The organism is Stenotrophomonas sp. 2694 (assembly GCF_040548715.1).
Lineage (GTDB): Bacteria > Pseudomonadota > Gammaproteobacteria > Xanthomonadales > Xanthomonadaceae > Stenotrophomonas > Stenotrophomonas indicatrix.
Window position 1 is genome coordinate 85952 of the sequence record NZ_JBEPSG010000007.1, and the last position, 15460, is coordinate 101411.

Genomic DNA, 15460 nt, shown 5'->3' on the forward strand with positions numbered 1-15460 from the left:
GGATTCACAGAAGAATCTACGGCGAGGTTTTCGCCAGCCCCTTCGACTTCGCATACAGCCGATCAGCGGTCTCCTTCTCGCCCAGCGCAGCATGGCATTCGGCAAGGCTGTCCCAGGCATTGGCCGAGGTGGGATACAGGGCCGTGTTGAGGGCAAAGACCTTCAGCGCGGGCCGGTTGCCCAGATTGTTGCGGATCGCGTAGCCGGTTGCATTGATGGCCCGCTCCAGTTCGTCGGATGCAATGCCACTGCTTTCGCTCAGCCACGCACGCAGGCTGCTTTCACTGCTGCTGTCGCCGGTCAAGGCATAGCCGATCAAACGTTCGGACAGTGCTGCATGCGGAAACTCGCCTGGCGCAGCCACTGCCATCGTGCTTTCCACCAGCGTGCTCGACCAGGCATTGCGGGCGCTGCCATTGGTCAGGTACACGAACACCCAGTAGCCGCTGGCCAGCGTGCCCTTGTAGGCCAGCCGCGCGCGCACGCGGGTGCCACCATCGTGGCCGACCTGTGTGTAGCCATCGCTGCGGGTCGTATCCCAGCCGGTGGAGAAGAAGTTGCTGCCACCGCCGGTCAGTGTCTGTGGCTGCCACAGCGCTTCCAGCGTGGCAGTGCGCACCAGCTTGCCGGTCGCCAGTGCCTGCAGGAAACGGTTCATGTCGCCCACGGTGGTCTGCAGATCGGCGTGGCCCCAACCGTAGTTCGGCCATGGATCTTCATTGGCCGGCTGCAGCTGGCCGTCTTTGCCGATGTACGGCACCGCCGCGCGCTGCGCCGGCACGCTGGCTGCTCCCCACGAGGTGCTGGTCATTTTCAGCGGCTGCAGGATGCGTTCGCGTGCAATGACCGGATAGGGCTGGCGGTACTGCGCCTCCAGCAACGCAGTCAGCACCAGGTAGTTGGCCTGCGTGTACTGCACGCGGCTGCCGGTTCTGAATTGCAGCGGCGCCGAACCGGCCACCTTCAACGCAGCAGCAAGATCGGGTGCCACGCCCGGGTAGCCTTTGCTCACCCAGCGGTTGTCCACGCGGTCGTAGTATTCGCCGATGCCAGAGCTGTGGTTGAGGAAGTCACGCACGTGGATGGCCTGCCACGCGGTCGGCAGGTCCGGCACATAACGACTGGCGGGGGCATCCAGATCCACCTTGCCCTGATCCACCAGCTGCATCACCAGCGTGCTGGTCAGCAGCTTGGCCATCGACTGCGCGGCGAAGATGGAGTCGACGGTGGCGGGCGCGTGGGTGGCGGGATCGCGCTCACCACTGGCGTCCTCGTAAAGCACGTTGCCGTTGTGTGCGACCAGTACCGCCTGGCCGGCGATGCCGTAGCGTTCGCGATTGGCCTGGAGCTGGCTGTTGAGCTGGGAAGCAAGATCTGGCGGAACATCCCGCGCCGAAGCGAACGGGGTGGCAAACAGGGCGCAGAGCAATGCAGCAGCGAGCGTGCGGTACATCGCGGTGATCCGTCAGCGGCGATGGCGCATCTTGGTCACGGCGGGGGATAGGGTCAAGCCAGGAGGGTTGTGCCGACCAAGGTCGGCATCCACCAGAGCGATGGCCATCAGGAAGAGCCGGCCAGCGGCCGGCACTACCCGGGTGCTGGGTCAGCCGAGGATTCCCGGCAGATCCAGACCCTTCTCCTTCGCGCACTCAATCGCGATCTCATACCCCGCATCGGCATGGCGCATCACGCCGGTGGCCGGGTCGTTCCACAGCACGCGTGCAATGCGCTTGGCCGCCGCTTCAGTGCCATCGCAGACGATCACCATGCCGGCGTGCTGCGAGAAGCCCATGCCCACGCCGCCGCCGTGGTGCAGCGACACCCACGTCGCGCCACTGGCGGTGTTGAGCAGGGCATTCAGCAGCGGCCAGTCGGACACAGCATCGGAGCCGTCGGCCATCGCTTCGGTTTCGCGGTTCGGCGAGGCCACGCTGCCGCTGTCCAGATGGTCGCGACCGATGACCACTGGCGCCTTCAGTTCACCGTTGGCCACCATCTCGTTGAAGGCCAGGCCCAGTCGATCACGATCGCCCAGACCGACCCAGCAGATGCGCGCCGGCAGGCCCTGGAACTTGATCTTCTCGGCGGCCATGTCCAGCCAGCGGTGCAGGTGCGGGTTGTCCGGAATCAGCTCCTTCACCTTGGCATCGGTCTTGGCGATGTCTTCCGGGTCGCCGCTCAGCGCCGCCCAACGGAACGGGCCGATGCCACGGCAGAACAGCGGCCGGATGTAGGCCGGCACGAAACCCGGGAAATCGAACGCATCCTCGACACCTTCTTCCAGCGCCATCTGCCGCAGGTTGTTGCCGTAATCCACGGTAGGCACGCCCAGCGAGTGGAAACCGAGCATGGCGCGGATGTGGTTGGCCATCGACGCACGCGCGGCCTTTTCCACTTCCTTCGGGGTGGTCACGCGCTTGGCATCCCATTCTTCCACCGTCCAGCCCTGCGGCAGGTAGCCGTTCACCGGGTCGTGGGCGGAGGTCTGGTCGGTCAGCAGGTCCGGCTTCACGCCGCGGATCAGCAGTTCGTCCAGCACGTCGGCAACGTTAGCGAGCAGGCCCACCGACAGCGGCTTTTTGGCGGTGCACGATTCTTCGATCAGGCGCAGGGCCTCATCCAGATCGTCGGTCCAGGTATCCAGGTAGCCGGTGCGCAGGCGCATCTCGATGCTGCTCTTGCGGCATTCCACCGCCAGGCAGGAGGCGCCGGCCATCACCGCGGCCAGCGGCTGCGCGCCACCCATGCCACCCAGACCGCCAGTGAACAGCCACTTGCCGGCCATGCTGCCGTTGTAATGCTGGCGGCCCATTTCCACGAAGGTCTCGTAGGTACCCTGCACGATGCCCTGTGCGCCGATGTAGATCCAGCTGCCGGCGGTCATCTGGCCATACATCGCCAAGCCTTTCTTATCCAGCTCGTTGAAGTGATCCCAGTTGGCCCAGCGCGGCACCAGGTTGGAGTTGGCGATCAGCACGCGCGGTGCATCGGCATGGGTGCGGAACACGCCCACCGGCTTGCCCGACTGCACCAGCAGCGTCTGGTCATCGTCCAGGCGCTTGAGGGTTTCGACGATGGCGTCGAAGCTCTCCCAATCGCGTGCGGCACGGCCGATGCCGCCGTACACCACCAGCTCCTGCGGCCGCTCGGCCACGTCCGGGTGCAGGTTGTTCATCAGCATGCGCAGCGGCGCTTCGGTGAGCCAGCTCTTGGCGGTGAGCGTGGTGCCGGTCGGTGCGGCAATGGTGCGGGACGGGTCGTTGCGGGTCATGCGGCGCTCCGGTTCGTAGCGAATTCAAGGCAGGCATTGAGCACCTGCGCCAGGGTGTGGCGCAGCGGTGCGGCGTGATCGGGGTCGAGCGGGGTGGGCCAGCTGTGCTCGTCCACCTGGTCGGGTAGTGGTTCGTGCATGTAGCTGCGGCAGGCCAGTTCCATCTGCAGGCTGTGCACACCACCGGCAATGCTGCTGTAGTGGCGGGTGATCCAGCCGCCCTTGAAGCGGCCGTTGCGCACCTGGCTCATGCCGCTGAGCGCCAGCAGGTTCTCCACCACATCGCTCAGTGCGTTGTCGCAGGAGGTGTCCGGTGCACCGGACGGCCCGGCGGTGCCGAGATTGAACTGCGGCAACTCGCCCTCGAACAGGTGCGGGATGTGCGAACGGATCGAATGCGCGTCGTACACCACCACGGTGCCGTGGCGTGCACGCAGGCGTGCGATCTGCGTGGCCAGTGCGTTGTGGTACGGCGCGAAATACGTGTCGCGGCGCCGGGCAATCTCAGCGTCGTCCGGCTCGCGACCGGCGTGGTACAGCGGCTGGTTGTCGAAGGTGGTCAGCGGGCATAGGCCGGTGGTGTTTTGCCCCGGGTACAGCGACACGCCGCTGGGGTCGCGGTTGAGGTCGATCACCGAACGCGAGATTGCCGAGCGCACGGTGGTCGCGCCCATGCCGCGTGCGAAGTCGTACAGCTCATGCACCCACCAGTCGGCATCGCGGCGCGCCAGCCACGGCGAGTGGAAATCGCCGATCAGGTCATGCGGCAGCTCGCTGCCGGTGTGCGGGAAGCTGACGATCAGCGGCGCGTCGCCTTCGTGCACGGTCAGCCATTCGGGATGGCCGTTCATGCCTGCGGTTCCACCGTGGGCAACAGCTCGGCCAGACCCTTGGCCAATGCGCCGCTGCGGACCAGATCGGTTGCGATCACCATGTCCGGGTGGAAATAGCGATCGTCCTGCAGCATCGGCACCTGTGCACGCAGCGTGGCGCGCACGCTTTCCAGTGCCTTGCTGGAGCGCAGCGGCGCATGGAAGTCGCAGCCCTGCGCAGCGGCCAGCAGCTCGATGCCGATCACGTTGGCCGCGTTCTCGGCCATCTGCATCAGGCGGCGTGCACCGTGCGCGGCCATCGACACGTGGTCTTCCTGGTTGGCCGAGGTGGGAATCGAATCGACGCTGGCGGGGTAGGCGCGCTGCTTGTTTTCCGAGACCAGTGCAGCGGCGGTCACCTGTGGAATCATGAGGCCGGAGTTCAAGCCCGGGCGCGGGGTCAGGAAGGCTGGCAGACCGGACAGCGCAGGGTCGACCAGCATCGCCAAGCGGCGCTCGCTGATCGAGCCGATCTCGCACACGGCCATCGCCAGCATGTCGGCGGCGAAGGCCACCGGCTCGGCGTGGAAGTTGCCGCCGGACAGCGCTTCACCGGTATCGGTGAACACCAGCGGGTTGTCGGACACGCCGTTGGCTTCGATTTCCAGCGTGGTCGCAGCCTGGCGCAGGATGTCCAGCGCCGCGCCCATCACCTGCGGCTGGCAACGCAGGCAGTACGGGTCCTGCACCCGCACGTCGTTGTCGCGGTGCGATTCGCGGATGCCCGAATCCTGCATCAGCGTGCGCAGGGTGGCGGCGGTGGCGATCTGCCCACGCTGGCCACGCAGCGCATGGATACGCGGATCGAACGGCGTATCCGAGCCCTTGGCCGCTTCCACCGACAGCGCGCCGGTGACCAGTGCGGCCTGGAACACGGTTTCGATCTCAAACAGGCCGGCCAGTGCGTACGCGGTGGAGAACTGGGTGCCGTTGAGCAGGGCCAGGCCTTCCTTCGCGCCCAGCTCCACCGGCTGCAGGCCGGCGCGAGCCAGTGCGTCCATGGCGGGCAGGCGTTCATCGCCGACGAAGGCCTCGCCGACGCCGATCATCACGCTGGCCAGATGCGAGAGCGGTGCCAGGTCGCCCGAGGCACCGACCGAGCCCTGCGCCGGCACCACCGGCAGCACGCCCTTCACCAGCATTGCTTCCAGCAGCAGCAGCGTTTCCTCGCGCACGCCGGAAGCACCCTGGGCCAGGCTGACCAGCTTCAACGCCATCATCAGCCGCACCACATTCGCCGGCATCGGCTCACCGACGCCCGCTGCGTGCGAAAGCACGATGTTCCGCTGCAGGGTGGCCAGGTCCTCGCGCTCGATGCGCACGCTGGCCAGCTTGCCGAAACCGGTGTTGATGCCATACACCGGTGCGCCCTTGGCGACGATGGCAGCCACCGTTGCGGCACTGGCACGCACCGCCGGCAACGCGGCCGGGTCAAGCGACAGCGGCGCACCGCGATACGCCTGCCGCCACTGGGCGAGGGTGACATGACCGGGGCGAAGAACCAGGGTGTTGCTCATGTGTTGCTCCAGGAGGCAGGCAGGTCGGGCTGTCCGCGCACCACGCGCGCGTGCAGCGGGTTGAATCCAATGCGATAGACCAGGTCGGCGGGGGCGTCGATGTCCCAGATCGCCAGGTCGCAGTCCATGCCGACGGCCAGGCGGCCGATGCGCTCGCCATGGCCCAGCGCACGCGCCGCTTCACGGGTGAAGCCGGCGATGCACTCGTCCACGGTCAGGCGGAACAGGGTGGCGCCCATGTTCATTGCCAGCAGCGGGCTGGTCAGCGGCGAAGTGCCGGGGTTGCTGTCGGTGGCCAGTGCCAACGGCACACCGGCCGCGCGCAGCGCAGCGATCGGCGGCAGGGTGGTATCGCGGGTGAAGTAGAACGCGCCCGGCAGCAATACGGCGACGGTACCGGCGGCGGCCATCGCGGCAATGCCGGCGTCGTCCAGGTGTTCGATATGGTCGGCCGACAGCGCGCCGAAACCGGCCGCCAGTTCGGCGCCATGCTGGTTGCTCAGCTGTTCGGCATGGATCTTGATCGCCAGCCCATGCGCACGCGCAGCGTCGAATACCTGGCGGGCCTGCGCCGGCGAGAACGCGATGTTCTCGCAGAAGATGTCCACGGCCTCAGCCAGGCCTTCTGCAGCGATGGCCGGAATCATCACCTCGCACACCTCATCGGTGTATTCCTGCGCCTCGCGACCGGGCGGCACCGCGTGCGCACCGAGGAAGGTCGGCACCACGTTCACCCGGCATTCCTCTCCCAGCGCGCGGGCCACCTGCAGCTGCTTGCGCTCGTCCTGCATGGTCAGGCCGTAGCCGGATTTGATCTCAATGGTGGTTACGCCTTCGGCGCGCATCGCCAGCAGGCGCGGCCGGCTCTCGCGTGCCAGCTGCTCTGGCGAGGCAGCACGAGTGGCGCGCACCGTAGAGACGATACCGCCACCGGCACGGGCGATCTCGGCATAGCTCACGCCCTGCAGGCGCTGCTCGAATTCGTTGGCGCGGTTGCCGGCGTAGACCAGGTGGGTGTGGCAGTCGATCAGACCGGGCGACATCCAGCGGCGTTCGCCGTCGATGCGGGTGGTCGGCTGCAGATGGGCATCGCTGCCGGCGGGGCCGACATGCACGATGCGGCCATCGGTGGCGGCCAGTACGGCATCGCGCAGGACACCCAGGCCCTCGCCATCGAGGGTCATCAGGTGGACGTTGGACCAGAGGGTATCGACGTGCATGGCATCCACAACGCAGCTGTGCTTATATGTCTATACAATATAGGCGTCCAATTCGGGTTGTCCAGCCATGTCCGATTCGCGTTCCGCGCACTCCTTCCATGCCGCCCACGCCCTGCTGGACGACGGCTGGGCCGCCGACGTCCGCCTGCAGGTGCAGGACGGGCGCATCGCCGCGGTCACGCGTGGGCAGGCTGCGCAGCAGGGTGATACCCGCGTGGGCATCCTGGTGCCGGGCCTGCCGAACCTGCACAGCCACGCCTTCCAGCGCGGCATGGCCGGCCTGACCGAGATCGGTGGCGGCGACGGCGACAGTTTCTGGAGTTGGCGTGAACTGATGTACCGCTTCCTGGCACATCTGCGCCCGGACGCAGTGCAGGCCATCGCCGCCCAGGCCTACATGGAAATGCTGGAAAGCGGCTTCACCCGCGTCGGCGAATTCCACTACCTGCACCACGACGCCGATGGCCGCCCCTACGCCGATCGCGCCGAGATGAGCGCGCAGATTGCGGCTGCAGCCGCGCAGACCGGCATCGGCCTGACCCTGCTGCCGGTGTTCTACGCCCACGCCGATTTCGGTGGGGCGCCGCCGAACCCGGCACAGCGCCGCCTCATCCATGACGTAGACGGGTTCGCGCAGCTGCTTGATGGCGCCCGCACCGCGCTGGCCACGCTGCCCGATGCGGTGCTCGGCATCGCCCCGCACAGCCTGCGCGCGGTGACGGGCGAGGAGCTGAGCGCACTGCTGCCGCTGACCGATGGCCCGATACACATCCATATTGCCGAGCAGGTGCGCGAGGTCGAGGCCTGCCTGGCGTGGAGTGGCCGGCGACCGGTGCAGTGGCTGTACGAGCATGCCCCGGTCGATGCGCGCTGGTGCCTGGTGCACGCCACCCACATCACCGACGACGAGCGCGAGCAGATGGTCGCCAGCAAGGCCGTGGCCGGGCTGTGCCCGATCACCGAGGCCAACCTGGGCGACGGCCTGTTCCCGATGCAGGCCTTCGCGCGCGAGGGCGGGCGCTTCGGCGTGGGCTCCGATTCCAACGTGCTGATCGATGCCGCAGAAGAGTTGCGCCTGCTGGAATACGGCCAGCGCCTGACCCTGCGGGGTCGCAACGTGTTGGCCCCGGATGCCGGCCGCAGCACCGGGCGCTTCCTGTTCGAGGGTGCGCTGCAGGGCGGTGCCCAGGCGCTGGGTGTGGCCGCCGACCTGCAGATAGGTGCCAGCGCAGACATGGTTGAACTGGACGCCGCGCACCCCGCGTTGCAGGCGCGACACGGTGACGCATGGCTTGACAGCTGGGTGTTCGCCGCACGTAATGGCGCGCTGCGATCGGTCTGGCGCCATGGCCGCCAGTGCGTGGCCGAGGGCCGCCACCTGCAGCGCGAGGCCATCACCAGCGCCTTCGCCGCTGCCCTGCGTGGCGTGCTGGGCTGATCGCCTCCCACCATCGAGACTCCACCACGTGAAGGCCAGCAAGTCCGCCACGCTCAACCAGCGCATCCGCAGCGACCTGGAAAGCCGCATCCTCAGCGGAGAGTGGGCGCCGGGCTTCCGTATCCCGTACGAGCACGAACTGATGGAGCAGTACGGGTGCTCGCGGATGACGGTGAACAAGGTGCTGACCGCGCTGGCCGAGAGCGGCATGATCGAGCGCCGCCGCCGAGCGGGCTCCTTCGTGGCTCGGCAGCCACCGCATCTGGAGCAGGTGGCGCTGGAGATCCCTGATATCGCAATGGAGGTCGGATCGCGCGGACATCAGTACGGCTACCGGCTGCTGCAGCGTGAACTGCGCCTGGCCGAGGCAGCCAATGCCGGCGAAGTGGAACTGGCCGGCAGTGAGCAGTTGCTGGCGATGCGCTGCCTGCATCTGGCCGATGGCCGGCCGCTGGCGCTGGAGCATCGCCTGATCAGCCCGGTCGGCGTGCCCGAGGTGCTGGAGGTGGATTTCAGCACCACCGCACCGGGCAGCTGGCTGCTGCAGAACGTGTCGTGGACGCGCGCCCAGCACCGCATCAGCGCCTGGGGCGCCGATGCGTCCACCGCCAGGCTGCTGGACGTGAAGCCCGGTACCGCCTGCCTGGTGATCGAGCGCCTGACCTGGCGCGGCGAACAGCCGATCACCCGCGTGCGCCAGATGTTCCTGGGCGATGCTTGGGATCTGGTCGCCCGTTTCGCGCCTGGGGCGCGATAGGGGCGGACATCCCATTCGCCGTGGCGTTGCAGGCTCTGTCGTCTTGCGCTCTGTCGGTGCGTGTGTACGATGTGTATGGTTCCTGCATGAAAAGCAGGGACCTCATCCGGGAGCTGGAAGCGGCGGGCTGGTACTGCAACCGGATCCGCGGATCCCATCATGTATTCGTGCATCCGTACCGGCCTCACATCATCACCGTTCCTCATCCCAAAAAGGATCTGGGAAGAGGGTTGGTGCAGGCACTGCGGAAGCTTGCGGGACTGACGTAGGAGGCCCTCATGCGATATCCAGTCTTGATCGAGGCCGGTGATGAACGCACCGCGTGGAGCGTGATCGTGCCGGACCTGCCTGGCTGCTTCTCGGCTGCCGACACACTCGACGATGCATTGACGTCTGCCGAAGAGGCGGCACTGGCATGGATCGATGCCGCGCTGGATGCCGGCCGCTCGATTCCACGCCCTTCATCGCCACAGAAGGTGGTAGCCGAGGCCGGAGATGCAGCAGGATGGATCCTCGCTTACATCTGCATCGACCCTTCGTTGCTGGATGACACCATTGAGCGCGTCAACATCAGCTTGCCGCGCCGTATCCTTGCTCGCCTGGATGCGCAGGCCAAGGCGGCCGGCGAGTCGCGCTCCAGTTACATCGCGCACCTGGCGTCACGGGGCTGACGATACGGCGACCGGGCACGCCCCCGGCGCTACACCCGGCAGCCCATCAATACGTCGCGCACTGCCGCCAGCGCACCGGCTCATCCACACCGGGGCGGGCGTTGAGCTGCACGCGCACGTTGCGCAGGGCGGGGTAGCGCAGCACTTCCTGGCACACGCGTGGCCACACCGTTTCCAGTTCACCGGTGCGGTTGATGGCCAGCGTCTGCCGGGTCAGCCAGACGCCGCTGGCGATACCGGATTGCCCCGCCAGCGCGCGGGCCAGTTCGGCCTGGTAGCGGTCCAGCGTGGCAGCGTCCGGGTTGGGATTGCTGCGCGTGTCGTCGCCATTCTGCGCCGCGGCTGCGGCGACCATGGGAGCGGGCGCATTCGCGGCGCTTTCCGGCGCGGCGGGCGTCGGCACAGGACGTGCAGCCGGCGGCGCTACAGGTGCAACGGCCGGTGCTGGGACCGAGTCCGCCTGTTCCGGGCGCAGGCCCTGCAGGCCAAGTCCGACCAGCAGGCCCAGCGTCACTGAGGCCAGTGCGGCAATGGCGATGCGGCGCAGCGCCTCATGGCGGGCGATCGCGCGCACGCGGGTCTCAACATCGGCCGGCAGGTAGGGCTGCAGTAGTGGCCACAGGCGCGGACCATCGATTACTTCCACTGCCTGCTTTTCCGCCGCGCCCAGGCCATCGCGTTCAACCCGGCCTTCGGTGATCAGCATGCCGCCCTTGGCGCCTGCCAGTCGCGCGGCAGCACCCAGTTCGTTCACCGCAGCGGTGCCGATGCGATAGGCCAGGCCGTGCTTGCACGACACCCGCCAGGTGTTCGGTCCATCGCTGAGCAGGAAATCGCTGCTCGGCTCGCGGCTTTCCTCGCTCGGATCCTGTAGTTCACGCAGGCCGCGCTGCTCGCGCAGCATGCGCTTGATCAGCGTGGAAAACTCACGCCAGTGCATGCCCGCCAGGGCCTGCAGGCCCAGTTGCATTTCGGTACGTCGACGCTTGAACCACCACAGGTACACGGTGGCCAGGGTGCAGGTAAGCAGGGCCGACAGCAGGGCCAGAATCCAGGGAAGCATGCAGGGCGACGACGGAAGGGGCGAAAACGGAAGCCCACAGTGTAAAGGGCCGACCGGTTGATTGCGTCAGGGTGTTCCCGACAACAACCGTGATGCAGCCCGCAGATCCGCACGCGCCAGACACGAAAAAACCCGCCAATCCTGAAGCCGTGAGGGGAGGGAACAAACGGCAGCCGAAGCGATTGGCGGGTTCTACGCGATTGTCAACGAAAATTTATTGCGTTGCAACAAAGGCGGTTCAGGGCGTGCTGCCCGGCGACTGGTGGCTGCCCGGCGAGGGAGCATCCACGTCGGTGGAGGCACGGTGTTCGAGCTTGGCCAGGCGTGCGGTCAGGGCATCGATGCGGGCTTCCAGCGCGGTCACCTGATCGGCGGTCGGCACGTGCAGTCGCTTGAGTACGCCCTGCACCTGGTCATCGAAGGCCTTGTTGACCTTGTCCCAGGTTCCGGACGCCTTCTCGCGGGCTTCGTCCAGCGAGTGCTCGACGTTGTCGCGCCAGCCCGGTTCCTGCTCGCCGCTGCGTTCACGGCGGCGGGCTTCCCAGGCTTCGCCTTCCTTCACCAGGCCATCGAAGAACCGGCCTCCCTCTGCCTGCGCGCGCCCCAGGGCGCCCAAACCAGCCAGCCAGACCTGCTGTGCCGAATCGCTCAGCTTGCGCGAAAAGCGCTCTGCCTGGTCGCCGAAGCCGGCATCGTCGTCGCGGCGATCGTCATTCTCGTAACGGTTCATTGCATTCCCCGTGGGAGTTGGGCCTATCCCCGAGAGTAGCGCGGCGCGCCGTTGCTGGGCCGTGATGGCCGCAGCGCAGGTTCAGCCCAGCTTTTCCTTCAACACGCGCTGGATCTCGCTTTCCACCATTCCCTTCATCGCCGACAGCAGGAAGCCCAGCTTGGCCGTGACCCGCACCGCGCCCGGCTGCAGTTCGATCGCACCGTCCACGCCACTGCCGGAGAAATTCAGCACGTCGGCGGCCCACGACGACTTCAGGCCGAAGCGTTCGCCCAGCTTGGCGGCAACCTGCTCGATCGCTTCACGTGCCTGGGTGTCGGGCAGGGTGTGGGCGTGGCGGACATCGATGGTGGACATGCAGGCTCCTGGCGCAGGGCGGGGATCAATTGAGAGGGCGAGCATTGTGCGCATCGACGGCGCCCACGCCAAGCGCTCATCGCAGGTTCTTCTTCGTGGGCGGCCAACCTGCTAGTCTGCGCCGCGTGCAGAACCTGCTAGTTCACTTCAGTCAACAACAACAGCCCGACCAGCCGCTGCGGCCCGGGGTGCAGCGCATCGTGCGCCAGGCAAACGGCAGCGTGCGCCTCGGTGATGCCGGCAACGGCGCGCTGCTGCTTGCGCAGTTCTGCATGGACGACCGCGGCCTCTGGCTGCAGGTCGGCAACGGTATCCGTGGCATCCATGTGAATGGTCGCCCGGTGCGGCGCATGGCCCTGCTGAGGGCGGGCGACGCGGTCTACGTCGACGGCGTGGAAATGGTCCTGCAGGGCGAGGTCGACACCCTGCTGCAGGCACCGGCGCCGGCAGCCAGCGTCGAAGGCAGCGGTGACGAGCAGCGCCTGCTGCGCGGTGTGGGCGGCCTGCACCACGGCCGCAGCTACCCCCTGTCGCGCGCGCGAGTGATCGGCCGTGGCAGCGATGTCGACATCGAGATCGATGAACCCGCCTTCGCCGAACAGCACGCGCGGGTGGAAGTCCATGGCGAGCGGGTACTGCTGCGCGACCTGGGCAGTGCCGATGGCACCCGGGTCAACGGCGTTGCCGTACGCCACTGCTGGCTGCAGGCCGGCGACCAGGTCGTGTTCGACGGCCAGCACCGGTTCGTGCTGGAAGTGCCGCATGACCCGCGCCGGCGACCGCCACTGGCCGATGACGAAGGCAGCGACGAAGCCGAACAGGCACCGGTGGTGCCGGTCGCTCCGCGTCGGGTGCGGCGCTGGCCGTGGCTGCTGGGCAGTGCGTTGCTGCTGGCAGCCGTGCTCAGCCTGCTGCTCTGGTTCGGCGCGCGCTGAATTCGTTCCGCCGGGCATGGCCCGGCGCTACCGCCCGGACCAATCCGCTTTGGGTAGTGCCGGCCGCTGGCCGGCAACCTCGGTGAACCAAGGTGATTGCAGTTGCCGGCCAGCGGCCGGCACTACCAGTGCCGCCGCGGCAATGGATACGGATGCAACCAAATTTCCCTTGCGCCACAAGGCCGCAAGGCTGGTGCAGTGCGGCATACTAGGGGTCTTGCCCCACAGGTGTGCCATGACGCGCGCGTTCAACTTCAGTGCCGGCCCTGCAACGCTGCCGGAATCGGTCCTGCGCCAGGCGCAGGCGGAAATGCTGGACTGGCACGGTAGCGGTGCCTCCATCGTGGAAATGAGCCATCGCGGTCCGGAGTTCATGTCCGTGGCCGCCGAGGCCGAGGCCGACCTGCGTCGCCTGCTCGACATTCCCGCGGACTATGCGGTGCTGTTCCTGCCCGGTGGTGCCACCACCCAGCAGGCGTTGATCCCGCTCAACTTCGCCAGCCCCGGCCAGCGTGCCGACTACGTGGTCACCGGCCACTGGGGCAAGACCGCAGTCAAGCAGGCCAGCCCCTATGTGGACGTCAACATCGCCGCCAGCAGCGAGGCCGAAGGGTATCGCCAGCTGCCCGAGCGCGCCGGTTGGCAGCTCTCTCCCGACGCCGCGTACGTGCACATCACTGCCAACGAGACCATCCACGGCGTCGAGTTCCGTGATGTGCCCGAGACCGGCAACGTGCCGCTGGTGGCCGACTTCAGTTCGTCCATCGCCAGCGAGCCGCTGGACGTGCGCCGCTACGGTGTCATCTATGCCGGTGCGCAGAAGAACCTGGGCCCGGTCGGCATCGCGGTGATGATCATCCGTCGCGACCTGCTGGAGCGTAGTGGCCAGCCACGCGCGGACATCTTCGATTACCGCTCGCACGTCGCCCGCGATTCCATGCTCAACACCCCGCCCACCTGGAACTGGTACCTGGCCGGTCTGGTGTTCAAGTGGATGCTGGCCGAAGGTGGCGTGGTCGAGTTCGCCAAGCGCAACGCCGCCAAGGCCGCGCTGGTGTACGGCGCCATTGATGCCTCCGGCGGCTTCTATCGCAACGAGGTCGCCCATTCGGCGCGCTCGCGGATGAACATCCCGTTCTTCCTGCCCAACACCGACCTCGATGCCCGTTTCGTCGCCGATGCCAAGGCCGCCGGCCTGCTGGCGCTGAAGGGTCACAAGGTGGTCGGTGGCATCCGCGCCTCGCTTTACAACGCCATGCCGCTGGCCGGGGCGGAGGCGCTGGTCGCCTTCATGGCCGATTTCCAGCAGCGTCACGGCTGAGCAATGAACGGCGCGCATCGTCGGGTGCGCGCCCCGCAACAAGGAATTCCGATGGCAAGCAAACCCAGCAAGAAGGCGTCGAAGAAGGCCGAGCCGGCCAAGGACAGCGCCACTTCCAAGCCCAAGGGCAAGTCGAAGGCAACCGCGGTGCCGACCCTGGCGCCACTGGCATTGGCCGATGTGCGTTCGAAGATCGACCAGATCGACCGTGACATCCAGAGCCTGATCGCCGAACGCGCACAGTTCGCCCACCAGGTCGGCAAGGCCAAGGGCAAGCTCGCCGCTGCCGTCGACTACTACCGCCCCGAGCGCGAGGCGCAGGTGCTGCGCATGGTGGTGGATCGCAACGAAGGCCCGCTCAGCGATGAGCTGCTGGTGCACGTCTACCGCGAAATCATGTCGGCCTGCCTGGCCCAGCAGGAGCCGTTGAAGATCGGCTACCTCGGTCCGGAAGGTACCTTCAGCCAGCAGGCCGTGCTCAAGCACTTCGGCCGCTCGGCGCTGGGCCTGCCGATGGCCAGCATCGAAGAAGTGTTCCAGGAAGTGGAAGCGGGCAACGCCGATTTCGGCGTGGTGCCGGTGGAAAACTCGGGGCAGGGCACCATCCAGATCACCCTGGACATGTTCCTTACCTCCAACCTGAAGATCTGCGGCGAAGTGGAACTGCGCGTGCAGCAGTACCTGATGTCGCGCAGTGGCCGCATCGAGGACATCGAGCGTGTCTACGGCCATCCGCAATCGTTCATGCAGACCTCGGCATGGATGCGCGCCAACCTGCCCAAGGCCGAGAAGATCCCGGTGGCCAGCAACGCCGAAGGCGCGCGCCGTGCGCGCAACGCCGACGATGCAGCGGCCATTGGCGGCGAGAGCGCCGGCCATGTGTACGGCCTGAAGAAGGTCGTCACCAAGCCGATCCAGAACGATGCCGACAACACCACCCGTTTCCTGGTGGTGGGGCGCAACATCTTCCCGACCTCCGGCCATGACCGTACCTCGGTGCTGGTGTTCATCCATGACAAGCCCGGCGCGCTGTTCGATGTGCTCAGCCCGTTCGCGCGCCATGGCATCAGCATGAACCGCATCGAGTCGCGTCCCTCGCACCACGGCAAGTGGGAATACGGCTTCTTCATCGACCTGGCCGGTCACATCGACGATGCGCCGATGCAGGCCGCACTGGACGAACTGGAAGCGCACTCGGCGCAGATCAAGGTGCTTGGCTCCTATCCGGTAGCCGTGCCCTGATCCCTGCTGCGGCGGCTGCGGCCGCCGCCCCTGATGCACCGCCGGCGAGCCGGCGTTTACGGAACC

General features: G+C 67.0%; 15 protein-coding genes. 7 read left to right on the forward strand and 8 right to left on the reverse strand.

The features are described 5' to 3' along the window. Window positions 1-16 precede the first annotated feature (16 nt). From ABIA73_RS10725 to hutI, 5 genes are all read right to left on the reverse strand, one after another. On the reverse strand, window positions 17-1453 hold the full coding sequence (locus ABIA73_RS10725) for a serine hydrolase domain-containing protein (RefSeq protein ID WP_354275752.1): 1437 nt from the start codon (window positions 1451-1453) through the stop codon (window positions 17-19). A 150-nt stretch (window positions 1454-1603) separates the two neighbouring features. Next, on the reverse strand, window positions 1604-3271 hold the full coding sequence (gene hutU, locus ABIA73_RS10730) for a urocanate hydratase (protein ID WP_354275753.1): 1668 nt from the start codon (window positions 3269-3271) through the stop codon (window positions 1604-1606). Further along, window positions 3268-4122: an N-formylglutamate deformylase gene (hutG, locus tag ABIA73_RS10735; protein WP_354275754.1), complete on the reverse strand. Its 855-nt coding sequence runs from the start codon at window positions 4120-4122 to the stop codon at window positions 3268-3270. Before hutG ends, hutU begins: the two co-directional genes overlap by 4 nt. Further along, window positions 4119-5660: a histidine ammonia-lyase gene (gene hutH, locus ABIA73_RS10740; protein ID WP_354275755.1), complete on the reverse strand. Its 1542-nt coding sequence runs from the start codon at window positions 5658-5660 to the stop codon at window positions 4119-4121. Before hutH ends, hutG begins: the two co-directional genes overlap by 4 nt. Then, window positions 5657-6880: an imidazolonepropionase gene (gene hutI / locus ABIA73_RS10745; RefSeq protein ID WP_312401715.1), complete on the reverse strand. Its 1224-nt coding sequence runs from the start codon at window positions 6878-6880 to the stop codon at window positions 5657-5659. The genes hutH and hutI overlap by 4 nt, the downstream gene beginning before the upstream one ends. A gap of 67 nt (window positions 6881-6947) precedes the next feature. On the opposite strand from hutI, the gene ABIA73_RS10750 reads away from it, so the two are divergent. The 4 genes from ABIA73_RS10750 (at window position 6948) to ABIA73_RS10765 (ending at window position 9746) form a co-directional block, all read left to right on the forward strand. Then, window positions 6948-8318: a formimidoylglutamate deiminase gene (locus ABIA73_RS10750; protein WP_354275756.1), complete on the forward strand. Its 1371-nt coding sequence runs from the start codon at window positions 6948-6950 to the stop codon at window positions 8316-8318. A gap of 28 nt (window positions 8319-8346) precedes the next feature. Further along, entirely contained in the window at window positions 8347-9075 is a 729-nt protein-coding gene (gene hutC / locus ABIA73_RS10755) for a histidine utilization transcriptional repressor HutC (RefSeq protein ID WP_099842959.1), read from the forward strand. Window positions 9076-9161: 86 nt separating this feature from the next. Then, on the forward strand, window positions 9162-9344 hold the full coding sequence (locus ABIA73_RS10760) for a type II toxin-antitoxin system HicA family toxin (protein WP_080278327.1): 183 nt from the start codon (window positions 9162-9164) through the stop codon (window positions 9342-9344). 9 nt (window positions 9345-9353) lie between these two features. Continuing rightward, the gene (locus ABIA73_RS10765) at window positions 9354-9746 is read left to right on the forward strand and encodes a type II toxin-antitoxin system HicB family antitoxin (RefSeq protein WP_025876982.1); all 393 of its coding nucleotides are present in this window, start codon (window positions 9354-9356) and stop codon (window positions 9744-9746) included. A gap of 46 nt (window positions 9747-9792) precedes the next feature. Here the strand turns inward: ABIA73_RS10765 and ABIA73_RS10770 are convergent, their stop codons facing one another. From ABIA73_RS10770 to ABIA73_RS10780, 3 genes are all read right to left on the reverse strand, one after another. Beyond that, window positions 9793-10809, reverse strand: a complete 1017-nt coding sequence (locus ABIA73_RS10770; protein ID WP_025876983.1) for a restriction endonuclease — start codon at window positions 10807-10809, stop codon at window positions 9793-9795. A 238-nt stretch (window positions 10810-11047) separates the two neighbouring features. After that, a complete protein-coding gene (locus ABIA73_RS10775; RefSeq protein WP_025876984.1) occupies window positions 11048-11539 on the reverse strand; it encodes a phasin family protein in 492 nt (163 codons plus the stop codon). A gap of 81 nt (window positions 11540-11620) precedes the next feature. Continuing rightward, the gene (locus ABIA73_RS10780) at window positions 11621-11896 is read right to left on the reverse strand and encodes a polyhydroxyalkanoic acid system family protein (protein ID WP_025876985.1); all 276 of its coding nucleotides are present in this window, start codon (window positions 11894-11896) and stop codon (window positions 11621-11623) included. Window positions 11897-12021: 125 nt separating this feature from the next. On the opposite strand from ABIA73_RS10780, the gene ABIA73_RS10785 reads away from it, so the two are divergent. The 3 genes from ABIA73_RS10785 to pheA all read left to right on the forward strand — a co-directional run bounded on the left by ABIA73_RS10785 (window position 12022) and on the right by pheA (window position 15394). Beyond that, a complete protein-coding gene (locus tag ABIA73_RS10785) occupies window positions 12022-12831 on the forward strand; it encodes an FHA domain-containing protein (RefSeq protein ID WP_025876986.1) in 810 nt (269 codons plus the stop codon). A gap of 235 nt (window positions 12832-13066) precedes the next feature. Next, entirely contained in the window at window positions 13067-14152 is a 1086-nt protein-coding gene (serC, locus tag ABIA73_RS10790; RefSeq protein ID WP_354275757.1) for a 3-phosphoserine/phosphohydroxythreonine transaminase, read from the forward strand. A 51-nt stretch (window positions 14153-14203) separates the two neighbouring features. After that, window positions 14204-15394 carry a prephenate dehydratase gene (gene pheA / locus ABIA73_RS10795; RefSeq protein ID WP_354275758.1) on the forward strand — a complete coding sequence of 397 codons (1191 nt, stop codon included), beginning with the start codon at window positions 14204-14206 and terminating at the stop codon, window positions 15392-15394. Window positions 15395-15460: the final 66 nt, after the last annotated feature.